Below are 23,960 nucleotides of genomic sequence, written 5' to 3'. Positions count from 1 at the left end.
GAGGCTAGTCGTTGTCCATCGACCCGGGGGTCGTCTTGGACACCTGCACCAGGAACTCGTAGTTGTTCTTGGTCTTGCGCAGCTGCGACATCAGCAGGTCGATGGCCTGGTGGGGGTCCAGACCCGACAGCACCCGACGCAGCTTGTGCACGATGGCGAACTCGTCGGGCGAGAGCAGCAGCTCGTCCTTGCGGGTGCCGGACGGGTTCACGTCGACCGCGGGGAAGACCCGGCGCTCGGAGATCTTGCGGTCCAGCTTGAGCTCGGCGTTACCGGTGCCCTTGAACTCCTCGAAGATGACCGTGTCACCGGTGGACCCGGTCTCGACCATCGCGGTGGCGATGATCGTGAGCGACCCGCCTTCCTCGATGTTGCGGGCCGCGCCCAGGAAGCGCTTCGGCGGATACAGCGCGGTGGAGTCGACACCACCGGAGAGGATCCGGCCCGACGCGGGCGACGCGTTGTTGTAGGCGCGGCCCAGGCGGGTGATCGAGTCGAGCAGCACCACGACGTCCTTGCCCTGCTCGACGAGACGCTTGGCGCGTTCGATGGCCAGCTCGGCGACCGAGGTGTGGTCCGACGGCGGCCGGTCGAACGTCGAGGCGATGACCTCGCCCTTGACCGAGCGCGTCATGTCGGTGACCTCCTCGGGCCGCTCGTCGACGAGGACGACCATGAGGTGGCATTCCGGGTTGTTCTTGGTGATCGCGTTGGCGATGTCCTGCAGGATCGTCGTCTTACCGGCCTTGGGCGGCGACACGATCAGCGCCCGCTGGCCCTTGCCGATCGGCATGATCAGGTCGATGACCCGCGTGGTCAGCCGGTCCGGTGTGGTTTCCAGGCGCAGCCGCTGGTTGGGGTACAACGGCGTCAGCTTGGAGAAATCGGGCCGCTTCTTGGCCTCTTCGACCGAGCCGCCGTTGACGCTGTCCAGGCGCACCAGCGGGTTGAACTTCTGCCGCTGGTTGGGCTGCTCGCCGTCGCGGGGCACCCGAACCGCGCCGGTCACCGCGTCTCCGCGGCGCAGGCCGTTCTTGCGCACCATGTTCATGGAGACGTAGACGTCGTGCGGGCCGGCCAGGTAGCCGGAGGTGCGCACGAAGGCGTAATTGTCGAGCACGTCAAGGATTCCGGCGACGGGCTGGACGACGTCGTCCTCACGGAGCTCGGTGTCGGCCCCCTCGCCCGACCGTTCGCCGCGGCGACGGCGGTCGCGGTCGCGGAACCGGCGTCCCCGCCGGCCCTGACGGCCTTCGCCGTCGTCGTCCTGCTGGTTGGAGCCGCCGCGATTCTGCTGGCCGCCCTGGTCGCCGCCGCGCTCGTCGGTCTTGGTGTCCTGCTGGCGGTCCTGGCGTTTGTCGGCTTCGCGGTTGGCGCCACCCTTTTGGGTGTCCGCGTCCTCGGGCGGTGATCCCGCTTCGCGGGTGGCAGCGCGTCGTTCGCGGCGCGGCGCCTCGCCGGTGGAACCGTTCTGTTCCCCTTGGGCGGCCGGCGCATCGGCGGTGGCCGTGTCGGATTGGTCGGATTTGCCGCTGCCCTCCGGGGCGGTGTCCGGGGCGGCGGGGGCCGAAGTGCCGTTGGCCTGTCCCCTGATTTCCTTTATCGCGGCGATGAGTTCGTTCTTGCGCATCCCGGACGTCCCCTTGACGCCGGCCTGGTTGGCCAGCGCACGCAGCTCGGGCAGCACCATGGTGGACAGGGAGCCGGTCGAGGCGTTGGTTTTGACCTCGGGTGTGTCTGTGGTCACGGCGTCCGAAGCGTGATTGCTATCGGTGTTTTCGCCAGCCGTGAATAGGTCCGTATCTGTCACGGAGTTCCTTTCTTCCCCGCTGATCAGGTCATACGGGGGTTCGTTGCATTCAGCCAATTTGCCGAGTGCGCCCAATCATCGACTCTGCAACGGTGATCGCCCGGATCGGCGGAGAAGACGGCGAACCTCGTTCACGAGAAGAATTGGTGTTGTCCTAGCGGCAAGGCAGTTGCAGATGCAGATGCTGCGATTGCTGGACGGCTCCGAGGATAACCTGCATCACTGTCGGAAGCAAGCAAACCCTCCGGCCACGCTGTGGATTAACCGGCGACGGTGACGCCCGGGCTCCAGCGAACTCCTTCGCCCGCGGTCATCCTGGTGACGGCAAATCCGTGTGCGGCCCCGTACTCCAGCGCTTCCCGGGGTAACTCCGGCTCTGTGCTCAGTGCGATTAGCGAGGGACCAGCCCCAGAAAGCGTCGCTGCCACCTTATGACGCCGCAACAGCCGCAAATATTCCGCCGAGCCCGGCATCGCGGGGGCGCGCTGGGGTTGGTGCAGCAGGTCTTCGGTGGCCGGCATCAGCAAGTCGGGGCGCTCGGTCAGCGCGACGACCAGCAGCGCGGCCCGGCTGACATTGAAGCTGGCCTCGTCGTGGCTGACCCGGGTGGGCAGCAGCACCCGGGTTTCGGCGGTCAGCGAGCGTTCCTCGGGAATCGCGCAGAACAGGTGGATGTCCGGGTGCAGCCGCAGTGATACCGCCGAGTACCGGGGCCGCTCACCGGTGCTGTCGGTCCAGGAGACCACCGCGCCGCCCAGCACCGCGGCCGCGGCGTTGTCCGGGTGTCCTTCGAATTCCGAGCACAGCTGGATCAGCTCATCAACGCTCAGTGGGCCCGAATCTACTTGCGCGACAAGCCCATTCACCGCCGCCAGGCCGCCGACGACGGCAGCGGCCGACGAGCCCAGGCCGCGGGAGTGCGGGATGGCGTTCCGACAGCGCACCACCAGGCCGGGCGCGCCGACGCCCGCGGCGTCCAGCCCGCGCCGGACGGCCCGCACGACCAGATGATCGGCGTTCAGCGGCACCTGGTCGGCGCCCTCGCCCTCGACCATCACCTCCAGGCCGGAATCGGTTGTCTCCACGACGATCTCGTCGCGCAGGTCCAGCGCCAGGCCGATGCTGTCGAAGCCGGGGCCGAGGTTGGCGCTGGAGGCCGACACGACGGAGCTGGCCACCAGCCCGGCGGGCAGCATTCGGGCGTTCATTTCTTACGCGAGACCCAATTGTTCGACGACGAGGACGGGGTCGACCGGCAACGGGGACACGGTCGGCATGTCCTTTAGCGCGGTGTCGGGATCCTTGAGGCCGTTGCCGGTCACCGTGCAGACGACGGTCGAGCCGCGCGCCACCCAGCCGTCGTCGACGGCCTTGAGTAGCCCCGCGATGCTGGCGGCGGACGCGGGCTCGACGAAGACGCCCTCGGAGGCGGCCACCAGGTGGTAGGCGGCCAGGATCTCTTCGTCCGTGACCGCCAGGAAGCGGCCGTTGGATTGCTGCTGCGCGTTGACGGCGGCCGCCCACGACGCCGGGGCGCCGATGCGGATCGCGGTGGCGATGGTCTCCGGGTTGCGGACGGGTGCGCCGTGCACCAGGGGCGCGGCGCCGGCGGCCTGGGCGCCCAGCATGCGGGGCAGCCGGTCGATCACGCCTTCCTGGTGGTACTCGGTGTAGCCCTTCCAATACGCGGTGATGTTGCCGGCGTTGCCGACGGGAAGGGCGTGCACGTCGGGCGCGGCGCCCAGCGCGTCGACGATCTCGAACGCGGCGGTCTTCTGACCCTCGATGCGCACCGGGTTCACGGAGTTCACCAGCGCGATCGTCGGGAAGTCGGCGGCCATCTTGCGGGCGAGTTCCAGGCAGTCGTCGAAGTTGCCGTCGATCTGGATGATCTTGGCGCCGTGCATGACCGCCTGCGCCAGCTTGCCCATCGCGATCTTGCCCTGCGGTATGAGCACCGCGCAGGTGATGCCGGCGCGTGCGGCGTACGCGGCCGCCGAGGCCGAGGTGTTGCCGGTCGACGCGCACAGCACGGCCCGCTGGCCGCGGGCCAGGGCGTCGGTGACCGCCATCGTCATGCCCCGGTCCTTGAAGGAGCCGGTGGGGTTGAGGCCCTCGACCTTGAGATGGACCGTGCAGCCGGTCTTTTCCGAGAGCCGGCCCGCGGCGATCAGGGGGGTGCCGCCCTCGAGCAGGCTGACCGGGGTCCAGTCAGCGCCGACCGGTAACCGGTCGCGGTAGGCCGCGATCACTCCCGGCCAGGGTTGATGGGTGGCCGTCCGGGGGACGCTCACAGGCCGTTTCCTTCCAGTCGCAGCACGCTGGTCACGCTCTGCACGACGGCCAAGTCGGCGAGGGCGGCGACGGTTTCGGAGAGCGCGGCGTCGGTCGCGGTGTGGGTGACCACCACCACGCGGGCGCCCACCCGCCGGCCGCCATCGTCGACCATGCCTTCCTGGCGCACCTCGGCGATGCTCACCTCGCGCTTAGCGAATTCCGTTGCGACCGATGCCAATACACCGGGTTCATCGGCGACGCTCATGCTGACGTAGTAGCGGGTGGGGATGAGACCCATTGGGGCGATGGGAAGTTGGGCGTACCGGGACTCCTTCGGCCCGCGGCTGCCGAGCACCCGGTTGCGGGCGGCCATCACCAGGTCGCCGGTCACCGCCGACGCGGTGGGCGCGCCGCCGGCCCCCTGGCCGTAGAACATCAGCCGCCCCGAGGCCGCGGCCTCGACCACGACCGCGTTGAACGCCCCGCTGACCGTGGCCAGCGGGTGCGACAGCGGCACCAGCGCCGGATAGACGCGGGCCGAAACCCGTTGCTGGCCGTCGTCACCCGTGACGCGCTCGCAGATGGACAGCAGTTTGATGGTGCAGCCCAGCGCCCGCGCGGAGGCGAAGTCGGCCGGGGTGATCTTGGTGATGCCCTCGCGATAGACGTCGTCGGCGTGCACCCGGGTGTGGAATGCGATGGACGCCAGGATCGCGGCCTTGGCCGCGGCGTCGTAACCCTCGACGTCGGCGGTGGGGTCGGCCTCGGCGTACCCCAGCGCGCTGGCGTCGGCCAGGGCGCTGTCGTAGTCGGCGCCGGTGCTGTCCATCTCGGACAGGATGTAGTTCGTGGTGCCGTTGACGATGCCGGCCACCCGCAGCACCGTGTCGCCGGCCAGCGATTGGGTGAGCGGGCGGATGACGGGGATCGCGCCCGCGACCGCGGCCTCGAAATACAGGTCGACGTGGGCGTTTTCGGCCGCCTGTGCCAGCTCCCCGGTGGAGATGGACAGCAGGGCCTTGTTGGCCGTGACCACGGACTTGCCATGCTCGAGCGCGGACAGGATCGCCTTGCGGGCGGGTTCGACGGGCCCCATCAACTCGACGACGATGTCGACGTCGTCACGGGACACCAGCTCTTCGATGTTGTCGGTCAGCAGTCCGATCGGGACGCCGCGGTCGGCGGCCACGCGACGCACCCCGATACCGCGCAGCACCAGCGGGGCGCCGACGCGGGCCGCCAGGTCCGCAGCGCTGTCCTCGATGATGCGGACGACTTCGCTGCCGACGTTGCCCAACCCGAGTACCGCTACGCCGACGGGCTTTTCGTCACCGGGCACGGTCACCTCACCTCCAGACTCAAAAGATCGTCGACCGTCTCCCGGCGCAGCACCAGTCGGGCGCGCCCGCCGCGCACGGCCACCACCGCGGGCCGGCCGATCATGTTGTAGCGGCTCGACAGCGAATAGCAGTAGGCGCCGGTGGCGGCGACCCCGAGCAGGTCGCCCGGCCGCAGATCCCCCGGGACCCAGGTGTCACGGACGACGATATCGCCCGTCTCGCAGTGCTTTCCGACGATGCGAGCGAGCTCCGCCGGCGCATCGCTGACCCGCGAGACCAGCCGCGCGTCGTACTGCGCGTCGTAGAGCGCGGTGCGGATGTTGTCGCTCATGCCGCCGTCGACGCTGACGTAGCGCCGGTGCGCCGTGGTGCTCACATCGACGTCCTTGACGGTGCCGACCTCGTAGAGCGTGATGGTGCCCGGGCCGACGATGGCGCGCCCCGGCTCGACGACCAGCCTGGGGGTGGGCAGCCCGACGGCCGCCGACTCGCTGCGCACGATGGCGCCCAGCTTGGCCGCCAGCTCGGCCACCGGCGGCGGATCGTCGGGGGCCAGGTACGAGATGCCAAAGCCGCCACCGAGATCGACCGTCGACAGCTGGGCCGTCTTCTCCACGCCGAACTCGTCGACGATCTCATGCAGCAGGCCGATGACGCGGTGCGCGGCGAGCTCGAAGCCGGCGACGTCGAAGATCTGCGATCCGATGTGGCTGTGCAACCCGACCAGCCGCAGGTGGTCGGTTTCGAACACCCGGCGCACCGCCGCCATCGCCGCGCCGCTGGCCACCGAGAGGCCGAACTTCTGGTCCTCGTGCGCGGTGGAGATGAACTCGTGGGTGTGCGCCTCCACCCCGACGGTGAGGCGCACCAGCACGTCCTGGACGATGCCGGCCTCGCCCGCGATGGCGTCGAGGCGCTCGATTTCGATCATCGAGTCCAGAACCACGTGGCCCACCCCGGCCTTGACCGCGGCGGTCAGTTCGGCGACGGATTTGTTGTTGCCGTGGAAGGTAATTCGCTCCGGCGGGAAGTCCGCGTGCAACGCGACGGCCAGTTCCCCGCCGGTGCACACGTCCAGCGAGAGGCCCTCCTCGTTGATCCAGCGGGCTATCTCGGTGCACAGGAACGCCTTGGCGGCGTAGTGCACGTTGTGGCCGCCGCCGAACGCCGCCGCCAGGTCGCGGCAGCGCGAGCGGAAGTCGTCCTCGTCGACGACGAACAACGGGGTCCCGTACTCCTGGGCGAGGTCGGTCACCGGCACTCCCCCGATGACGGCGGCGCCGTCGTCGTCGCGAGTAGTGCTGCGCGGCCACACGTTCGGCGCCAGCCGCAGCAGCTCCTCGGGGGATTGGGGCCGGGGCGGGCTCTCCGCGTGACGGGTCTCGTCCGCGTGCCGGGGACCGGCGGGGTGGACGTTCACATTCGCTCCGGTGCGGTGACGCCGAGAATCGCCAGGCCGTTGGCGATGACCTGGCGGGCGGCCTGGCACAGCGCCAGGCGCGCGGTGTGCAGGTCGGTGGGCTGCTCGTCGCCCTGCGGCAGGACGCGGCAGGAGTCGTAGAACCGGTGGTAGTCGCCGGCGAGGTCCTCCAGGAAGCGGCAGATCCGGTGCGGTTCGCGCAGCGCGGCTGCGGTTTTCACCACTCGGGGAAACTCGCCGATGGAACGCAGCAGCGTGCCCTCTTTGTCGTGGCTGAGCAACTCGAGGTGGCCGGTATCGGGGATCAGGCCGAGCTCGGCGGCGTTGCGGGCCAGCGCCGAGAGCCGCGCGTGCGCGTATTGCACGTAATAGACGGGGTTTTCGTTGGACGCCGACGACCACAGCGCCAGGTCGATGTCGATCGGGGTGTCCACCGACGAGCGGATCAGGCTGTAGCGCGCGGCGTCGACACCGATCGCCTCGACCAGGTCGTCGAGCGTGAGCACCGTCCCGGCCCGCTTGCTCATCCGGACCGGCTGGCCGTCGCGGACCAGGTTGACCAGCTGCCCGATGAGCACCTCGACGCTAGCCGGGTCTTCGCCGAACGCGGCGGCCACCGCCTTCAGCCGCGCGATGTAGCCGTGGTGGTCGGCGCCGAGCATGTAGATGCACAGGTCGAAGCCGCGTTGCCGCTTGTCGAGGTAGTAGGCGATGTCGCCGGCGATGTAGGCCGGCTTGCCGTCGCTCTTGATCACGACGCGGTCCTTGTCGTCACCGAAAGCGCTGGTGCGCAACCAGGTTGCGCCGTCCTTCTCGTAGACGTTGCCAGTCCCGCGGAGCCGGGCGATGGCCTGCTCGACCCGGCCGCTGGTGTGCATCGAGTCTTCGTGGGTGTAGACGTCGAAGTCGGTGCCGAACTCGTGCAGCGACTCCTTGATGTGGGTGAACATCAGGTCGACACCGATTTCCCGGAATGTTTCGTGCATTTCGGCGTCGGGCAGGCTCAGCGCGTCGGGCGCCTTCTGCAGCACCTGCGCGGCGATGTCGTTGATGTAGGCGCCCGCGTAGCCGTCTTGCGGCGTCGGTTCGCCCTTGGCCGCGGCGATCAACGAGTTGGCGAACCGGTCGATCTGCGCGCCGTGGTCGTTGAAGTAGTACTCGCGCACCACGTCGGCGCCCTGGGTGGACAGCAATCGGCCCAGCGCGTCGCCGACCGCGGCCCAGCGGGTCCCGCCGATGTGGATCGGCCCGGTGGGGTTGGCCGAGACGAATTCGAGGTTGATCTTCTGCCCTTGGAGCTCGTCCGAGTACCCGAACTCGTCACCGGCGTCGATGACGTTGGTGACGACCACGGCCTGCGCCGACGCCTCGAGGCGCAGGTTGATGAAGCCCGGCCCGGCGACCTCCGCGGCCGCGATGCCGTCGGCGCCGGCCAGCTTTTCGGCGAGCCATCCGGCCAGCTCACGCGGGTTGGCGCCGACCTTCTTGCCCAGCTGCAGCGCCAGGTTGCTGGCGTAGTCACCGTGCTCGGGATTACGCGGCCGCTCCACCGTGACCGTCGCCGGCAACGCGGCAGCGTCCAGCCCGCGCTCGGCAAGCACCGCGGCGGCGGTGACTTTGAGCAGCTCGGCCAGGTCGGCGGGGGTCACGAGCGTCCATCCTATTGGCTAGGGTCCCCCGGCCCCGAATCTATTAGAGGGGGCAGCGCGGCCGCACCGGGGCCTGGGCGCTACCGGCTGGCGCGGGCTGCCTCGATCGGCACGATGTCCACCACCCGGTCGCCGCGGACGATGTGGTACGCGTCATACCGATCGACGGTGGGGTCGCAGTGCGGCGTGGTGAACTCCACGCGTTCCCCGAGGCTGACGGGTGCGCCGGCGGGCCGGGTCAGTGCGCCGTGCTCGTCGCCGAAGAACGCGTACGTCGAGCCGCCGAACCGCGGTCCGGTCGGCCGTGGCATGGGTCCGTCGGTCGCGAAAGCCTTTAGGCCCGCGTCGACGGTGACGATCGCGTCGGCGTTGGCGCTCACGACTTGGCTGGAGACCCAGAGGCTGGTCTGGAAGGCCCCGTCGTCGTCGTCGCCCAGGGCGTCGGCGTATTGGGCATCCATGAAGACGTACGAGCCGGGCTGCAATTCGTTGAGGACGCCCAGGTCCAGATCGGCCGCGACGGTTCCGGTGCCGCCGCCGGTGACGATGCCGACCCGGTGACCGGCGGCGCGCAGCGCGTCGACCACGCTTGCGAGGCGCTCCATGCCTATTTTGACTGCGTCGCAACGGTTTTGGAAGCCGGAGATGTGCTGCCAGTGGCCTCCGTAGCCCTGAACGCCGGCCAGCGTCAGCCCCTCGTACCGATGGACGTGCTCGGCGAGCGCCACCGCCTGCTCCGGGCCGGACACGCCGGTGCGGCCGAGGCCCACGTCGACGTCGATGAGGACATTGACGCGCATGCCGCGGCGGCACGCCTCGGCGCTGAGCGCGGTCACCGGATCGGGATGATCCACCACGCACGCAAATCCCGGGTCGAGCGCCGCCACGTCGCACAGCCGCTTCGGCATCAGCGGGTCGGCGACCGGCGACGTCAGGAGGATGCCGCGCACGCCGGCGGCCGAAAGCGCTTCGGCCTCACCGATTTTGGCGCAGCAGATCCCCGCCGCGCCGGCGGCGACCTGCTTGTTGGCGATCCAGGCGCATTTGTGCGTCTTGGCGTGCGGGCGCAGGGCCACCCTGCCGCGGGTGCGCTCGGCCATTCGGCCGATGTTGGCATCGAGCGCCGCCTCGTCCAGGATCAGCGCCGGGGTCGGCAGGCGGTAGCGGGAGTTCGGCTCGCCAATCATGGCGTGCGCCAACGCTTCCGCCGGACGCATCGGCATCAGGACGCGATGGAGGTCAGGTGCTCGAATCCCGCAATCGGCGCGATGTCCGGGAGCCGGCGGATCGCGCCGTGCTGCGCCCACTGGCCTTCGGGCACTTCGTGGATGACGCACGACGTGACGACCATCCGGTCGCCGTTGGTTTGAGCCGCCGCCGCGGCGACCTCCTGAATCTCGCCGGCGAATCGCGCCTTGCGGGCCCCGTCGAGCACCCCGGCGCTGACCTGCCAATCGATGAATACGCCGGCGACCGCGGCGTCCGCCGAGGCGCCGGCCGAGTAAAAGCACCCGGGCGCGAGCTCGTGCAGCAGGACCAGGGCCCGCATCCGGTGCTGGGGCTGGTCGGGCACCGATTCGGCGCGGCACGCCGCCTCGGTGAGGCCCGTCACCAGGCGCTCCTTGCCCGCCTCGTCGAAGGCGCCTGGCGTCAGGGTTACGCGCATCAGCGGCATGTCATGTCCTTTCAGGGGTTCTTGCCCTCGTAATGTCCTCCCGCTGCGCGCCAGAATCCAGTGGCAGGACAGACAGCTTTCTTGCATAATTCGCCACATGATCGGTTTCGATGTCCTCGTGCTCGACGGGGCCAGCGCGAGCGCGGTGGGCGTGACGATCGACGTGGTCTCGGCGGCCAACCGGATCCTCGGCAAACCCACGTTCGACCTGCGGTTCGTCTCGCCGGAAAGCCAGGTCGCCCTGCGCGGCGGCCTGGCCGTGACCGCGCAACCGCTGGCGCAGGCCGGCGCGCGAGACGTCGTCGTGGTGCCCGGGCTGGGCGCCGCGCAGCCCGAGGAGATCGCCGAGAGGCTCGCCGGTGCCGACGTCGCCGTCGCCGCCGAATGGCTGGCGGGCGCGGACGCCCGCGGCGCGGACATCGCGGCGTCGTGCACGGCGGTATTCGTTCTGGCCGCGGCCCGGCTGCTGGATCAACGGCGCTGCGTCACGACGTGGTGGCTCGGGGCCGACCTCGCCGCGGTCGCGCCGGCGGCCCGGGTCATCATCGACGAAATGGTCGTGCGCGACGGGTCGATCTGGACGGCCGGGAGCGCCTTCGCCCACATCGACCTGATGCTCGCGCTGATGCGCAATTTCGGGGGCGCCGCGCTGACCGACGAGCTCGCGAACCGGCTCGTCGCCGATCAGCGGACGTCGCAGGCGAGCTTCCTCATTCCCTCGCACCTGGCGGCGCGCGACGAAACGGTCGCGACGCTGGAACGGTTCGTCCGGGCCCAGTTGGATGAGCCGCACACGCTCGACTCGCTGGCCCGGTTTTGCGGCCTGAGCACCCGGACCCTGGCGCGGCGGACGCGAAATGCCGTGGGCCTCAGCCCGCTCCAGCTGGTCCAGCGGGTTCGCCTCGAGCGCTCGCTGCACCTGCTGCGCACCACCCGCATGCCGCTCGAGGAGATCGCCGCGTCCGTGGGATTGGCAGATCCCGCGACTCTGCACCGGCTGGTGAAGAGGCACACCGGGCGATCGCCCGGGGCGCTGCGTCCGAGTGCCCAGGCTAAGGCCTCTTGAGCCCTGGCGGGGACACGACCGTCACGTGGATGCGTTACTCTGGCTGGGCCCGATGGCGCAGCATCTTTTTGCGCCCCCGTAGCTCAGGGGATAGAGCGTCTGCCTCCGGAGCAGAAGGCCGCAGGTTCGAATCCTGCCGGGGGCACCACATTCACGCAGTTCAACGGTGGATTCACCTCCCCTGGGATTGCCGTTCATTGCTTTGGTCGGGCTCGTCTTCCTCGTCCTTGTGCCGATCCGTCACCGGCATGATCTTCGTGCTCACCCTGCTTGTCACGTTCAGGATCACCGCGTTCGACATGAGCACCCATAACCCGCCGGCGCCGACGTCACCGGTTTCGCATTGGCACTCATGCTCGGCGGCCCCGCCCTGCTCGTCAGAAGCGAACGAGGAATGAAGTAGTCCCGCTGAGGGCGATTGGCGGTTCTTCGTGCCAACTCGCACATATTGACGGGCGCGTCGAAAGCGGCTTTGCTGGGCACACCGGGTGGAGTTCATTACGGCCAGACTGCAAGAGTTAAGCAGGTGTCGGGTAATTAGCAGAGGCACGTTACGGGCGACGGCCCGGGACACCGGGGAAAGGATCGCACTGGATGCTCGTCGTGATCGAGGAACCCAAATTCGCGGCGTACCAAGGCCACATCGGCGAGACACCGCTGATCGAACACGGCTCCCTGACCATGTCGTTCGACACCAGGGACGGCGAGCATGGCACGTTGCAGCTGAGCGCCGCCGAGTGTCGAGTGCTTCTTCCACACATACAGCGCCTGATCACCTCGACCTGAGTTGGCAGGGCGGTCGTCAATCCCGGCTGAGCACGAACGCCTCGATGTGGCGGTCGCCGGCGCGCGCCTCGTACTTGCGCCAGCCGGGGTACATCTCGAGCCCTTTTGCCCAGATCTCGTCGCGCTCGGCCGGGGTGGCGAGCCGGGCGGTGGCGGGCCAGGTGTCGCGGCCGATCGACACCGTGGCTTTCGGGTTGGCCTTCAGGTTGTAGTACCAGGCCGGGTGCTTTTCGCCGCCCCAGTTGGACGCGATGAGGCCGACGCCATCGGGGTGCGGGATTCCGTACAACGCGACGGTGCGGGGTTGACCGGACTTGGCGCCGGTGGTGGTGAGAATGACCGCGGGAACCCCGGTCGCGATCCCGGCGAAGCTGGTTCGACCGCCGGTGACCTTGGTGACGAGCCGGTCCAGGTGGTGTGCCGCCGGGCGCAGAAACGCCGCCCCCGCCTTGGTGGCGGCGAAGGTGCGCATCATTCGATGAAACGGGTTGGTGGCGTCGAACGACCGATCGGACATGGTGTCATTCTTGCCCCCTTTGCATCGCCGGCTCTAGTAGGTGCTCCGTAGTGACACCCTTGCCGCGGGTGGCGTGTCGTTGGATGATCACGAGATCGCGCTCCCCCGAGGAGGTCTGGATGAACCTGGCGCTGTGGATCGTCGCGATCATTCTGGCGGTCACGTTCGTCGGCAGCGGGCTGCTGAAACTCGTTCGCACCAAGGACCAATTGGTGAGCTCGGGCTTCGGTTGGGCGGAGGACTACAGCCCAACGATGATCCGGCTCATCGGGATCGCCGAAATCCTCGGCGCGATCGGGCTGATCGTGCCGGCGCTGGCGCACATCGCGCCGATCCTGGTGCCGCTGGCCGCACTCGGGCTCGCGGTGGTGATGATCGGTGCGGCGGTGGTGCACGCCCGGCGCAAGGAGACACCATTCGTCGCGATGAACGCGGTGCTGCTGGCGCTCGCGATCTTCGTCGCCTGGGGCCGCTTCGGACTCTATCCGCTCACCTAGTCACGCGGGCTTGGCGCTGTCGACCTGACCCGCGTCGTACTCGATGACGGGCGCCGAATCGCCGTAGACGTCGAGCGTGTGGATGAAGCGGTGCAGTCCCATCACGCCGGCGCAGGTGAAGCCGAGTTCGATGATCTGCGCGGCGGTGAAGTGCTCCCCCAGCCGCTGGTAGAACTCGTCGTCCATGGCGTGGTGGTCGGCCGATAGCAGGTCGAGGAACTCGACGGCCATCTGCTCCTGCGGGGTGAGCGCGCCGTGGCCCGGGGCAAGCAGGCACGCGACGTCCTCGTCGGTGATCGAGTCGTGCTTGCGCGACTGGCTACACGGCTCGCATTCGCCGAGTTGGGCGCTGCGGATGCGCAGCAGCTCCAGGATCCGGCCGCCGAGCAGCGTGCCGGCACCCAGGTGGTGTCGGGCCATGTCGACCTGTTCGAGTTGGGCGCTGCGATACGCGAATATCTGCAGGGGCACCGGCGTCGCGTAGAGCCCGGCGGCGACGCCGGCCTCCACGATTTCGCGGGAGTGCGGGCTGAGCTCTTCCATCGGAATTGGCGCAATACGCGGCATCAGATCACGCTAACTTTCTTGTGCATCACCGAAAAGCCCCGATGATTTGGGAGAACTCGATGTCCAGACTTGCCGGAAAGGTCGCGATAGTCACCGGGGGCGCCGGCGGAATCGGTGCGGCGACGGCGCACGAGTTGGCGCGCGAAGGCGCCGCCGTCGCCGTCGTCGACATCGACGAGGCGAAGGCCGCCGGGGTCGCCGACGAGATTGCGCGAACGGGCGCCCGGGCGATCGCGCTCGGCGGCGATCTCGCCGAGGAGGACACCGCGCGGGACGTGGTGCGCTCGACCGTCGCGGAGTTCGGCCGCGTCGACGTGCTGCACAACAACGCGGCGCTGACGGCCAGTGACTTCCTGTCGCGGGACACGACCGTCACCGAGATGCCGCTGGAGGTGTGGCAGCGATCGCTGGAGGTCAACCTCGGCAGCCAGTTGCTCATGTGTAAGCACGCGGTGCCCGAAATGCGCAGGGGCGGAGGCGGTGCCATCGTCAACATGTCGTCGGGGGCCGCCCTCAAAGGCGACCGCACCCGCCTGGCCTACGGCATGTCGAAGTCCGGGGTGCACGCCCTGACGATGTACGTCGCGACCAGCGAGGGAAAGGCCGGCGTGCGGGCCAACACCGTCGTGCCCGGGCTGATCCTCACCGACGCCGTTCGCGCGCACCTGTCGGAGGACGTCATCGGCCGCCTGGGCCGCGCGACACTGACGCCGTACCTCGGCGAACCACAAGACGTCGCGAACCTCGTCGTATTCCTCGCCTCGGAGCAGTCCCGCTACATCACCGGGCAGATGTTCGCGATCGACGGCGGGATGTCGGCGCACGCCGGCCTGGACACCGGCGCTTAGCGTTTCGCTGCGCGGCCTTGTCGTGCCAGCGGAACCGCAACAGCAACAGCCTGCGGTGTAGCCCAAACGACATGGCGAGCGGATCACGCCACGGCGGTGTGCCGCGAAATGTCGACAACTCGTCGAGTGCCATAGCCTCACTGTCGCATACGTTTTGGCCGCACATCGGCGGCGCCAGGCAAGGACACCGGTGTTGTTCACATCCATGTCGACTCCTCTTCGCCCGCCGTTGTCGCGACGGGTGCTCAGCCGCTCGTCGGGCCGAGCGCGTACGCGCCGGTCTCCGGATGGTGATACCAGCCGCTGGCGGCCTGGGTGCCGCCGTCGACGTGGATCGTCTGCCCGGTGATGTAGCTGGACATGTCGGACGCGAGAAAGACTGCCGCGCCTGCCATTTCGTCGACGTGGCCGGCTCGCCCCATCGGGACCGTGAGCCCGAATCGCTCCTCGGAGCCCGGCGGCGCGATCGCCCTGATGCCCTCGGTCAAGGTGATGTCGGGGGCCAGCGCGTTGACCCGGATGCCGTGCGGCGCGAGCTCAAGCGCGGCGGTCTTGGTGTAGTTGATCACACCGGCCTTGGCCGCGGCGTAGGTCGCGTAACCCGGTGCGGCGCGCACGCCCTCGATCGAGGTGACGCTGATGATGCTGCCCGGCAGTTTCTGCTCGACCAGGACGCGCGCCACCCGCTGGGTGCACAGGTAGACGTGGCGCAGGTTGGCCTTGTACAGCGCGTCCCAACCGTTCTCGCTGGTGTCGAGGATGCCCGACCAAAAGACCCCGCCGGCGTTGTTGACCAGGATGCTCACCGTGCCAAGTTCGGCGGAGGTCTGCGCCAGCGCGGCGTCCACCGCGGCGCTGTCGCGGACGTCGACGGTGAGCCCCAGCGCTCCGATCTCCTCGGCCGCCGACGCGCACGAGTCGGGGTCGCGTTCCCAGATCGCGACGCGCGCGCCGAAGGCCGTCAGCCCCCGCGCGATGCCGCGACCGATGCCCGCGCCGCCGCCGGTGACGACCGCGACGCGATCGGTCAGGAGAACACTTGAGGGGTCGAGCGTCATGCAGCTGAATATAGAACAAACCGACGTCAAGGCTTACAGTCATTACCGAATCTGTCCGATATGTAACAACCTCGGAGGGCCGCCATGGCCAGCACGATCTTCGTCACCGGCGCGACCGGGCAGACCGGCGGCAACGTGTGCCAGCAGCTGATCGAGCGCGGCGACCACGTCCGCGCGCTGGTGCGCGATCCCGACGACGCCGCCGCGCTGGCCGGGATCGGCGTCGAGCTGGTCAAGGGCGACATCACCGACGCCGACGACGTGCTGGCCGCGGCGAAGGGCGCCGAAGCGGCCATTCACTGCGCCGCGCTGCTGGGCGGCGCGAGCCAGGACCTCGAGGACTTCAAGGCAGTCAACACCGTCGGCACCACCAACGTCCTGGACGCGGCCAAGGCCCACGGCATGCGCCGGGTGGTCGCGCTGAGCACCGCCACGTTCCTGGACCTGAGCACCGGCGTCGACTTCGAGGAGGCGCCCGTGCTCAAGAACCCGCCGGGCGACCCCTACACCGTCACCAAGCTCGCCGCCTTCTTGGAAGCGCACCGGCGCGCCGCCGCGGGCGACGACGTGCTGACGTGCCACCCCGGCGCGATCTACGGTCCCGGCCTGGTGGTCGCGCGCGCCCTGCACCGCACCAGCTTCAACCGCGTGCTGCTGGCCGGCATGCGCGGAAAGATCAAGCGCTACTTGGCTTTTCCCGTGACCTGGGTGGCGGGGGCGGACGTCGCGAAGGGCTCGATCGCCGCCCTGGACAAGGGCGTGGCCGGGGAGCGCTACCTGCTGGTCGGCCGCCCCGAGGACACCTTCAGCACCGCCGGCGGCATCAACCGCGCCTGCGAGATCGCCGGAATCGACCACCGCGTCGAGGATCTCGACTACCGCAGCGACCCCGAGGCGCTTACCGCCGAGTTCGGGCCCACCCTGATGGCGATCGCGAAGGCCGCGGCGAAGACCGAACGCAAGCCCAGGGCGACCGACAACCTGACCACCCGGCGCCTCGGCTACGCGCCGATGTCGTTCGATGACGGCCTACGGCTGCTGATCTCATGGCTGCGCGAGCTCGGCAAGCTGTAGGGGTCGCCGCGGCGGATCTGTCCGATCGGATCCTCGACGCGGCGCAGCGACTGGTATTTCGGACGGGCGCCCGCAGGATGTCGCTCTCGGATGTGGCGACCCTGGCCGGGGTTTCGCGGCCCACCATTTACCGCTACTTCACGTCCAAAGAAGAACTCATCGACGCGCTGGGCAAACGCGAGCGCCGCCGCTTCAACGACGCGATGGACGCCGCGATGTCCGGGGTCGCGGGAGTCGCGCGCCTGGAGGCCGCCGTCGACGTCGTCGCGACCTTCGTCGAGGCGCAACCGCCCGGACGGCTGCTCGACCTCGAGCCGACGTTCGCGCACGACCAGATGGCGCAGGCGTTGCCGATGCTGGCCGACGGGTTGACGGCGGTCTTTCAGCGCTGTGCCCGCGAGGGGGCCTTCGCCACGACGGTGGATGCCCGCGACCTTGCGGGTGCGGTCGCACGAACCGCGTTGAGCCACTATATATTTCCCGACGCCGACCGGGCCGCGGCGCGCCGGGAGATCCGGGCCGCGGCCGGTCTTTCGGGCCGCGGGTGATCGCCGCTGCGCGGCTTCATCACCTGAATCGGTCTCGCCGAATGTGGCTCGGTAGCACGCAGCCCCTGAAACCCTGTCCGCACCATGGTTGGATCGAGTCCGCGGGGAGGTACGGTTAGTTTCGCGCACGCCCAACGGGCTGAGATGGCGGCGGGTCGGCCGTCCCGATATGGCCCTCGCCACCCGACACTGAGCAACATGTTCAGAGGGGGAACCATGACCGTCCGCATCGTGCCGCTGACGCTGTCGATCAGCAACGCCTACCTCCTACTCGGTGACCGGCCTGTCCTGGTCGATGCCGGCAAGCCGGGTGAAGAGGAAAAGCTGCTCCACTCGCTACGCCAGCACGGCATCGCGCCGTCTGATCTGTCCTTGGTGGTGCTGACGCACGGGCATACCGATCACGCCGGCAGTGTAAATGCCGTCGCGCACGCCGGGGTGCCGATCGCCATCGGCGCCGACGACGCGGGTTTGCTTGAACGTGGCGTCAACGAACAGTTACCGGTTACCGGTTTTCCCGGACGGATCTTGCGGCCCGTCATTACCCGCATGACGTTCGCCGGGGCGTGCCCGCAGGTTTTGGTTCGAGAGTCGTTGCGGCTGGAAGCGTACGGAATCGGTGCCGTGATGGTGCCGGTTCCGGGTCACACCGGCGGCTCCTGTGTCGTGCTGCTCGACGACGGCGACGCCATAGTCGGTGACCTGGTCCGCGGAGGCTTCGCCTTCGCCCGTATTCGACCACACCACCCTGTGCGGCACTTTTTCGCCGAGGACGTCGCCGGCGTCCGTCGGGGACTTGATCTGGTGCTAGATCACGACCCGCGGGAACTGTTCGTCGGCCACGGTGGGCCGAACGTGCACGCGGCGGACGTCCGCCGTCGCCTCGATTCGATCGCCCCGCCCAACTAAGCCTCAAGCGCATCGAAAGCGGCGGTGTCGACGATGCATTCACTCGTCGGCGCGATCGTCGACGGCGGCCCGGGTTTCGCCGGCGCCGGGCAGATCAACCTCGCGCCACGTTGAGAACCGAAAGGGGCCACCATGCTCCACGACCTGAAGGGGCTCACGAGACGCGCCGACGAGGCCACCGGAAAGGCAACGGCGCCAATGTGTTTGTAGAGCAGTCCGAGCGCCGTTCAGCTTGGTTGGCTCAGCCCAGCTGAAACTTGGTGGCGCCGAACGGTTCCGTCGTGCCGAGGGCGAATACCGTCGACGCCTTGACGCGATAGACGTGCCACGGCGGCGGACCCGCCGACTGGGCGCTGAACTCCGCCGTGAGCGCGTCGCCCGCCACCTTGCACGGCCAGCCGTCGGCGACAAACGCGGCTGCGACTGAGGACAATTCACTCGCATCGGTGACCAGCTCGGCGGTGCCCTCGACGACCAGGTCGAACGGCTCGGTGGCGACGCTGAGCACGCACCGGGGATCGCGGGCGAGGTTCCGGGACTTTCGGGTCGCGAGCCCGGAGCTGAAATACCAGCTGCCACCGCACCGAACGACCCCGACGGCCATGACGTGCGGGCTGGCGTCGGGATTGATCGTGGTCAGCCACACCGTGTGGCGCGCCGGACCTCCGGTGCCCGGCGCCTGCGGCAGCTCACCGTCCAGTACGGCCCGGACCCGGTCCCATTCAATCGGCGGTGCGCCGTACCCGTCGAGATTGCGTTCGGTGATCGTCATATCGGTATTGACCGATGCGCGACCCGGAAGTCATCGCTCCCGCAGCAGAAACAGCCCATAGGCGGCGATCGACTGCGCGTCGACGATCACGCCGGTGCGCATCATCTCCTCGACGTCCGCGCGCGAGAACCACTCGCTGTGCATGTCCTGTTCCTCGTGCTCGCGGTCCGCCTCGCCCTCGACGATGCCGGTGGCCAGGAACGCCCAGCCGCGCTGGCTCGTCATCCCGGCGGCGACGTCCAGCAGACCCAGCGCTTCGATCGACGTCGCGCGCAGCCCGGTCTCTTCGCGCAACTCGCGCTCGGCCAGCTCGTGCGGGTCGACCTCCGCGTGATCGGGGGCGCTGCCCTGCGGGAACTCCCAGCGCCGCGCGCCGAGGGGATAGCGAAACTGCTCGACCAGCCGGAAGCGCTTCCCGTCGTAGGGCATCACCAGCGCGTAGGTCGGCTTGTCAATCACGGAGTAGATGCCGGCGCTGCCGTCGGGGCGGCGGATCTGGTCCTCCCGCACCACCAGCCATCGGTTCCGATAGATCTCGCGGGACGCGACGCATTCGATGAAGGACACGTCGCCCAGTATCACCGGTGCGGTAGCGTCCGAAGCCATGCCATCCCCTGACGCCATCACCGAGACCGTAAAGAGCTACCTCGCGCTCGTGGCCGACGGCAAGACCGACGACATCGTCGCGCTCTACGCCGCCGGCGCCACGGTCGAGGACCCGATCGGCACCGACCTTCGCCGTGGCCACGACGCCATCCGCGAGTTCTATGCCGGATTTCAAGACGCCAAGAAGGACACGGAACTCCTCGAGATTCGGGTCGGTGGCAGCGAAGCCGCGTTCTTGTGGCGCCTCACCCTCGACGGCGGCGACAGCCGCAGCCGGCTCTCGCCGATCTCGACGATGACGTTCGACGACGATGCGAAGATCACGTCGATGCGGGCGTTCTGGTCACCGTCCGACTTCAAAGTCCTGTAGCGCCCGCGCGGTGGACTCGTGTGATGCCACCGCGACCGCGATAATGCACCGATGGCCCCTGAAGATAGGGAGATCCGCCGCTCCGGCATGCGTAGCCACATCATCGTCAGCGGCGAGGACGCGCTGGCGACGACAATCGTCGAGGAACTCAACAACGCCGGAGTGCACATCGTCAAGCTCACCAGCCCCACCGAGCTCGCCACCGCCGGCATCGCCCGCGCCCGCGCCGTGATCTGCGCCGGCGACGACGACGCGATCAATCTCGAAATCGCCCTGCTGGCAAGGAAAGCCAATCCCCATGTCCGGGTGGTGGCGCGGCTGGCCAACGACGTGCTGCGGACGGCGATGGCCGCCGACAAACGCCCCGGCGCGATTCTGGACGTCGCGGACCTCGCGGCGCCGTCCGTCGTCGAGGCCTGCCTGGCGCACACCGTGCACCCGTTCGAGGCGGCGGGCATCAAGTTCGTCGTCTCCGGCTCCGAAGCGCCGCGCGACGCGACGCTGCGCGAGATCTACGGCGACCTGGCGCCCGTCGCGGTCATCCACGGCGAGAACTGCGCCACCCCGGGCCGGGTGGAGCCGTGCCCGGGCCGGGATCTGCCGGTGCACGCCGGCGACTGGACCGCGATGATCGGCACCGCCGACGAGCTGGCCGCCCGCGGCATCAAGGTCCCGAAGCCGACCGCGAGGCGGTCGCGCCAGGCCTGGCTGCGTCGACTGCTCGATGCCGCCCGCGGCCTGCGTGACGACGTCAACCCGATGCTGCCGCGCGCCCTGGTGGCCGTGGCGCTGCTGCTGATCGGGTCGACGGTCGTGCTGCGCTTCAGCTACCAGCCGCACGCGAAGATGACGTGGCTCGACGCGCTGTATTTCAGCACCGAGACGATCGCGACCGTCGGTTACGGCGACTTCAGCTTCCTGCAGCAGCCCACCTGGCTGCGCCTGTTCAGCATCATGCTGATGCTCGCGGGCGTGACGACCACGGCGCTGCTGGTCGCGTTCATGGCGGACCTGCTGTTATCTAGGCGTTTCGCCCACTCGGCCGGACGCCGGCGGGCCCGCCACCTGCACAATCACGTCATCGTCGTCGGGCTGGGCTCGTTCGGCAGCCGCGTCATCGCCGACCTGGCCGGCGCCGGCTACGAGGTGGCGGTCATCGAGCGCGACGACAACAACCGGTTCCTGTCTGCGGCCGACGACCTGGACGTGCCGGTGATCTTCGGCGACGCGACGCTGCGCCAGACGCTGGCGGCGGCCCGCGTCGACCGGGCCCGCGCGGTGGCCGTGTTGACCCAGGACGACATGACCAACATCGAGACCGGGATCGTGCTGCGCGAGATGCTCGGCCCGCGGGTGATGCCCGAGCTGGTCCGGCCCGACGTCCCGATCGTGCTGCGCATCTACGACCGCGCCCTGGGCGCCGCGGTGGCCCAGCGGTTCGGCTTCGAAAACGTTCGCTCGACCGTCGATCTGGCCGCGCCGTGGTTCATCGGCGCCGCGATGGGGCTGCAGGTGCTGGGGACGTTCTCGGTGGGGCAGCGCTCCTTCATGGTCGGCGCCATGCACGTGGCGGCCGGCAGCGAACTCGACGGGCTGAAGATGTTCGAGCTGTCCACCCAGACCCGGGTCATCGCGATCACCCGCCACGACACGCCCGTCGAGCTGCATCCGCGCCGCGACGCGTGGCTGCGCGGCGGCGACACCGTCTACCTCGTCGGCCCGTACCGCGAGCTGCTGGCGACGCTGCGCAAGGGGCAGCCGCCGCAAGAGCCCGCCGCGGACGACGAGCGAGCGTCGGCCTAGTGGGGATCGCAAGCGCGGCGTAGCCGGGCGCAGCGGGTCGCCACCATTCGGCCTAGAACTGGGCGGCCACGTCGGCCGCGCGACGCAGCTGGTCGACGTCGGAACTCGTCGGGATGAGCTGTACCTCGTCGGTGCCGATTCCCTCGAACTTCCGCAGGACGGCCAGCAGCTCGTCCTCGCTGCCGGCCCAACCGGTCATGGGCGCCATCGCGTCGACGTACTCGGCCGGAATCCAGTTCATGTAGCGCAGCAGGTGGCGACGCACCTGGGCACGGGCCTGCTCGGGCTGGCCGAACGCGAACCAGAACGACGTCACCAGGTGCGGTCTGGACCGGCCGGCCTCGGTCCACGCCTGCCGCGCGACGTCGAACAGCTCGTTCTGCTTGGCGACGTCGAGGTCCAACGTGGTGCCGGCCAGCCCGTCGGCCCAGGCCGCGGCGCTGCGGACGGTCTTCGGCCCGATGCTGCCGACGAGCAGCGGGGGGCCGCCGCGCTGAACCGGGGCGGGCCCGACCGGCAGCACCGATTCGGTGATCTTCTCGCCGGCCCACACCCGCTTCATCACCGCCACGCGTTCGGCCATGCTGCGCATCGTCTGGGTCGCCGGGTCCGCGCCCACGGCGTGATAGTCCTCGTGCCTGCCGCCGACGCCGACGCCCACCGTCAGCCGGCCGCCACTCAGCATGTCGCCAGTGGCCAGGCCCTTCGCCAGCATGACCGGATCGTGCAGCTGCGGCACGATCACCGTCGTCACCATCCGCACCCGGGTGGTCCACGCGGCCAGCGCGCCGAGGAGCGTCAGGTTGTCCGGGTTTCCGAACGCGATGCGCTCGCCCCAGCACAGCGACGAGAACGGGCCCTCGTCGATGGCGCGGGCCCAGTTTTCGAGCACCTCCGCGTCCAGGTCGGGTTCCATCACCGGCATGGTCATCGCTATCTGCACAGACGCGATTCTGGCAGCATGAGGCAGATGGGTTTCACCAGTACCTCCATCGCGCATGTCCGGCTGACCGTCACCGATATCGAGCGGTCACGGCGGTTCTACGAGAGCGTGTTCGGCTGGCCGGTCTTGCTCGAGGTCCCCGAGAACGCCGACGAAGCCACCCGCAACCAGTTCGGCTTCCTGTTCGGCGGCGTCATCTACGACCTTGGCGGCACGCTGCTCGGCCTGCGGCCGGTCGCCAGCGACCGCTTCCACGAGGATCGCTGCGGCCTCGACCACATCGCGTTCCGGCTCGGCAGCAAGGACGAATTGGACGCCGCGGCCACGCATCTCGACGAGGTCGGCGTCGCGCACGAGCCCGTCAAAGACATTGGCCCGTCGTACATTCTGGAGTTCCGCGACCCGGACAACATCGCGCTGGAGCTGACGGCACCCAAGTAGCGGGGCGGCTGGTCGTCGCGCGAGAGCGCACAAAATGCCAGCCGGTACGGCGTGTCGCCGTACAGACACGCGCGCTCGCGAGAAGCGGATGATTGAACTATGAGCATCAGTTTCAACCACACCATCGTCGCGTCGCGCGACAAGCGGGAGTCCGCGGAATTCCTCGCCGAGCTGTTCGGCCTGCCGGAGCCGAAGCCGTTTGGCCACTTCATGGTTGTCGCGCTCGACCATGGCGCGAGTCTCGATTACTCCGACGTCGCCGAGGGCGAGGAGATCCGCCGCCAGCACTACGCGTTCCTGGTTTCGGAACAGGAGTTCGACGAGATCTACGGCAAGATCAAGTCGCGCGGCCTGGAGCACTGGGCGGACCCGGGGGCCAATCGGCCCGGCGAAATCAACACCCGAGACGGCGGCCGCGGCGTTTACTTCCTCGATCCTTCGGGGCACGCCATGGAGATCCTGACCCGCCCCTACGGCTCGGGCGGCTAATCGCCGCCGCGCGGCGAGCCGTGCCGCGTGTGTTCCTGGTCCCGATAGTCGTCGGCGAGCTGCGCGACGTGCTTGGGCAGGGCGCCGGCCGCGACGTCGGCCACACTCGTCTCTTCCAGCACCGAACGCATGCTGGCGCGCAGCGCCCGCCACACGTCGGCCAGCGGCGCGGTGGGCCCGGCGTAGGGCAAATCACCGAGCCCGATGTCGCGGACGCTTGCCAGCGGGCCGTCGATGCAACGCAGGACGTCGGCGATGCTGATCTCGTTTCCGGGCCGGGCCAATTCGTAGCCGCCCTCCCGGCCGCGGTGGCTTCGCACCAGGCGATCGGTGCGCAGGTTGGTGAGGATGTCGACGAGAAATTGCGGCGGTATGCCCTGGGCTTGGGCCAATTCGTCGGTCGTCACCAACGTGCCGCCGTCGACCGTGGCGAGCTGGACCATCGCGCGCACCGCGTACTCCGCCTTGGCCGACATCCGCATGGTGAGGATTGTG

The 23,960-nt window shown here is 69.0% G+C and carries 27 protein-coding genes and 1 tRNA gene; 12 read left to right on the top strand and 16 right to left on the bottom strand.

Annotated features, from left to right (window positions below; all coding sequences use genetic code 11):
* Window positions 1–4: 4 nt before the first annotated feature.
* The 8 genes from rho to AWB92_RS01350 all read right to left on the bottom strand — a co-directional run bounded on the left by rho (window position 5) and on the right by AWB92_RS01350 (window position 10,171).
* Window positions 5–1,810 carry a transcription termination factor Rho gene (gene rho / locus AWB92_RS01390; protein WP_085184050.1) on the bottom strand — a complete coding sequence of 602 codons (1,806 nt, stop codon included), beginning with the start codon at window positions 1,808–1,810 and terminating at the stop codon, window positions 5–7.
* A 260-nt stretch (window positions 1,811–2,070) separates the two neighbouring features.
* Window positions 2,071–3,018 carry a homoserine kinase gene (gene thrB / locus AWB92_RS01380; RefSeq protein WP_173817322.1) on the bottom strand — a complete coding sequence of 316 codons (948 nt, stop codon included), beginning with the start codon at window positions 3,016–3,018 and terminating at the stop codon, window positions 2,071–2,073.
* A 3-nt stretch (window positions 3,019–3,021) separates the two neighbouring features.
* On the bottom strand, window positions 3,022–4,104 hold the full coding sequence (gene thrC, locus AWB92_RS01375) for a threonine synthase (RefSeq protein WP_085183742.1): 1,083 nt from the start codon (window positions 4,102–4,104) through the stop codon (window positions 3,022–3,024).
* Window positions 4,101–5,426 (bottom strand): homoserine dehydrogenase, encoded by a 1,326-nt coding sequence (locus AWB92_RS01370; protein ID WP_085184048.1) that lies wholly within the window; start codon window positions 5,424–5,426, stop codon window positions 4,101–4,103. The genes thrC and AWB92_RS01370 overlap by 4 nt, the downstream gene beginning before the upstream one ends.
* Window positions 5,427–5,428: 2 nt before the next feature.
* Window positions 5,429–6,847: a diaminopimelate decarboxylase gene (lysA, locus tag AWB92_RS01365; protein ID WP_085183741.1), complete on the bottom strand. Its 1,419-nt coding sequence runs from the start codon at window positions 6,845–6,847 to the stop codon at window positions 5,429–5,431.
* On the bottom strand, window positions 6,844–8,496 hold the full coding sequence (gene argS / locus AWB92_RS01360) for an arginine--tRNA ligase (RefSeq protein ID WP_085183740.1): 1,653 nt from the start codon (window positions 8,494–8,496) through the stop codon (window positions 6,844–6,846). The genes lysA and argS overlap by 4 nt, the downstream gene beginning before the upstream one ends.
* An 80-nt stretch (window positions 8,497–8,576) precedes the next feature.
* Window positions 8,577–9,713, bottom strand: a complete 1,137-nt coding sequence (locus tag AWB92_RS01355; RefSeq protein ID WP_158090345.1) for an alanine racemase — start codon at window positions 9,711–9,713, stop codon at window positions 8,577–8,579.
* Window positions 9,714–9,718: 5 nt separating this feature from the next.
* Entirely contained in the window at window positions 9,719–10,171 is a 453-nt protein-coding gene (locus AWB92_RS01350) for a hypothetical protein (protein ID WP_085183738.1), read from the bottom strand.
* A gap of 97 nt (window positions 10,172–10,268) precedes the next feature.
* Here AWB92_RS01350 and AWB92_RS01345 point away from each other — a divergent pair, with 97 nt between their 5' ends.
* Together AWB92_RS01345 and AWB92_RS01340 are read left to right on the top strand one after the other, a co-directional pair.
* A complete protein-coding gene (locus AWB92_RS01345; protein ID WP_158090344.1) occupies window positions 10,269–11,237 on the top strand; it encodes a helix-turn-helix domain-containing protein in 969 nt (322 codons plus the stop codon).
* 72 nt (window positions 11,238–11,309) lie between these two features.
* A tRNA-Arg gene (locus AWB92_RS01340) sits at window positions 11,310–11,385 on the top strand.
* 24 nt (window positions 11,386–11,409) lie between these two features.
* Here the strand turns inward: AWB92_RS01340 and AWB92_RS01335 are convergent.
* On the bottom strand, window positions 11,410–11,736 hold the full coding sequence (locus tag AWB92_RS01335) for a hypothetical protein (protein ID WP_142281894.1): 327 nt from the start codon (window positions 11,734–11,736) through the stop codon (window positions 11,410–11,412).
* 95 nt (window positions 11,737–11,831) lie between these two features.
* On the opposite strand from AWB92_RS01335, the gene AWB92_RS01330 reads away from it, so the two are divergent.
* Complete coding sequence (locus tag AWB92_RS01330; RefSeq protein WP_085183735.1) at window positions 11,832–12,023, top strand: hypothetical protein; 192 nt, start codon at window positions 11,832–11,834, stop codon at window positions 12,021–12,023.
* 16 nt (window positions 12,024–12,039) lie between these two features.
* Here the strand turns inward: AWB92_RS01330 and AWB92_RS01325 are convergent, their stop codons facing one another.
* Window positions 12,040–12,540, bottom strand: coding sequence for a nitroreductase family deazaflavin-dependent oxidoreductase (locus AWB92_RS01325; RefSeq protein ID WP_085183734.1), 501 nt, complete (start codon window positions 12,538–12,540; stop codon window positions 12,040–12,042).
* Between the two features lie 83 nt (window positions 12,541–12,623).
* Between AWB92_RS01325 and AWB92_RS01320 the strand changes: the two genes are divergently transcribed.
* Window positions 12,624–13,037, top strand: coding sequence for a DoxX family protein (locus AWB92_RS01320; RefSeq protein ID WP_241523338.1), 414 nt, complete (start codon window positions 12,624–12,626; stop codon window positions 13,035–13,037).
* Here the strand turns inward: AWB92_RS01320 and AWB92_RS01315 are convergent, their stop codons facing one another.
* Window positions 13,038–13,604, bottom strand: coding sequence for a carboxymuconolactone decarboxylase family protein (locus tag AWB92_RS01315; RefSeq protein WP_085183733.1), 567 nt, complete (start codon window positions 13,602–13,604; stop codon window positions 13,038–13,040).
* Window positions 13,605–13,663: 59 nt separating this feature from the next.
* On the opposite strand from AWB92_RS01315, the gene AWB92_RS01310 reads away from it, so the two are divergent.
* Entirely contained in the window at window positions 13,664–14,452 is a 789-nt protein-coding gene (locus tag AWB92_RS01310; RefSeq protein WP_085184046.1) for an SDR family oxidoreductase, read from the top strand.
* Between the two features lie 245 nt (window positions 14,453–14,697).
* On the opposite strand, the gene AWB92_RS01305 is transcribed toward AWB92_RS01310, so the two are convergent.
* Window positions 14,698–15,510: an SDR family oxidoreductase gene (locus AWB92_RS01305; protein WP_085183732.1), complete on the bottom strand. Its 813-nt coding sequence runs from the start codon at window positions 15,508–15,510 to the stop codon at window positions 14,698–14,700.
* An 84-nt stretch (window positions 15,511–15,594) separates the two neighbouring features.
* Here AWB92_RS01305 and AWB92_RS01300 point away from each other — a divergent pair, with 84 nt between their 5' ends.
* The 3 genes from AWB92_RS01300 to AWB92_RS01290 all read left to right on the top strand — a co-directional run bounded on the left by AWB92_RS01300 (window position 15,595) and on the right by AWB92_RS01290 (window position 18,041).
* Window positions 15,595–16,584, top strand: a complete 990-nt coding sequence (locus AWB92_RS01300; protein WP_085183731.1) for an NAD-dependent epimerase/dehydratase family protein — start codon at window positions 15,595–15,597, stop codon at window positions 16,582–16,584.
* Complete coding sequence (locus AWB92_RS01295) at window positions 16,557–17,132, top strand: TetR/AcrR family transcriptional regulator (RefSeq protein WP_085183730.1); 576 nt, start codon at window positions 16,557–16,559, stop codon at window positions 17,130–17,132. Before AWB92_RS01300 ends, AWB92_RS01295 begins: the two co-directional genes overlap by 28 nt.
* 216 nt (window positions 17,133–17,348) lie before the next feature.
* A complete protein-coding gene (locus tag AWB92_RS01290) occupies window positions 17,349–18,041 on the top strand; it encodes an MBL fold metallo-hydrolase (protein WP_158090343.1) in 693 nt (230 codons plus the stop codon).
* 241 nt (window positions 18,042–18,282) lie between these two features.
* Here AWB92_RS01290 and AWB92_RS01285 read toward each other — a convergent pair whose 3' ends face one another.
* On the bottom strand, window positions 18,283–18,813 hold the full coding sequence (locus tag AWB92_RS01285; RefSeq protein ID WP_085183728.1) for a pyridoxamine 5'-phosphate oxidase family protein: 531 nt from the start codon (window positions 18,811–18,813) through the stop codon (window positions 18,283–18,285).
* 30 nt (window positions 18,814–18,843) lie between these two features.
* Window positions 18,844–19,419, bottom strand: a complete 576-nt coding sequence (locus AWB92_RS01280) for an NUDIX hydrolase (protein ID WP_085183727.1) — start codon at window positions 19,417–19,419, stop codon at window positions 18,844–18,846.
* On the opposite strand from AWB92_RS01280, the gene AWB92_RS01275 reads away from it, so the two are divergent.
* Together AWB92_RS01275 and AWB92_RS01270 are read left to right on the top strand one after the other, a co-directional pair.
* On the top strand, window positions 19,418–19,789 hold the full coding sequence (locus AWB92_RS01275) for a nuclear transport factor 2 family protein (protein ID WP_085183726.1): 372 nt from the start codon (window positions 19,418–19,420) through the stop codon (window positions 19,787–19,789). The two genes, AWB92_RS01280 and AWB92_RS01275, sit on opposite strands and share 2 nt — an antisense overlap.
* Window positions 19,790–19,876: 87 nt before the next feature.
* Window positions 19,877–21,592, top strand: coding sequence for an NAD-binding protein (locus tag AWB92_RS01270; RefSeq protein WP_085183725.1), 1,716 nt, complete (start codon window positions 19,877–19,879; stop codon window positions 21,590–21,592).
* Between the two features lie 52 nt (window positions 21,593–21,644).
* Here AWB92_RS01270 and AWB92_RS01265 read toward each other — a convergent pair whose 3' ends face one another.
* Window positions 21,645–22,523 carry an LLM class flavin-dependent oxidoreductase gene (locus AWB92_RS01265; RefSeq protein ID WP_085183724.1) on the bottom strand — a complete coding sequence of 293 codons (879 nt, stop codon included), beginning with the start codon at window positions 22,521–22,523 and terminating at the stop codon, window positions 21,645–21,647.
* A gap of 39 nt (window positions 22,524–22,562) precedes the next feature.
* Here AWB92_RS01265 and AWB92_RS01260 point away from each other — a divergent pair, with 39 nt between their 5' ends.
* Both AWB92_RS01260 and AWB92_RS01255 read left to right on the top strand, forming a co-directional pair.
* Window positions 22,563–22,976: a VOC family protein gene (locus tag AWB92_RS01260; protein WP_085184045.1), complete on the top strand. Its 414-nt coding sequence runs from the start codon at window positions 22,563–22,565 to the stop codon at window positions 22,974–22,976.
* A 99-nt stretch (window positions 22,977–23,075) separates the two neighbouring features.
* Window positions 23,076–23,465: a VOC family protein gene (locus tag AWB92_RS01255; RefSeq protein ID WP_085183723.1), complete on the top strand. Its 390-nt coding sequence runs from the start codon at window positions 23,076–23,078 to the stop codon at window positions 23,463–23,465.
* Here AWB92_RS01255 and AWB92_RS01250 read toward each other — a convergent pair.
* On the bottom strand, window positions 23,462–23,947 hold the full coding sequence (locus tag AWB92_RS01250; protein WP_085183722.1) for an RrF2 family transcriptional regulator: 486 nt from the start codon (window positions 23,945–23,947) through the stop codon (window positions 23,462–23,464). The genes AWB92_RS01255 and AWB92_RS01250 overlap by 4 nt on opposite strands.
* Between the last annotated feature and the right edge of the window lie 13 nt (window positions 23,948–23,960).

The organism is Mycobacterium sp. IEC1808, assembly GCF_002101935.1.
Taxonomy (GTDB): Bacteria; Actinomycetota; Actinomycetes; order Mycobacteriales; family Mycobacteriaceae; genus Mycobacterium.
Note: the sequence above shows the minus strand (reverse complement) of the source record. Positions and strands in the feature narration are given on the sequence as shown.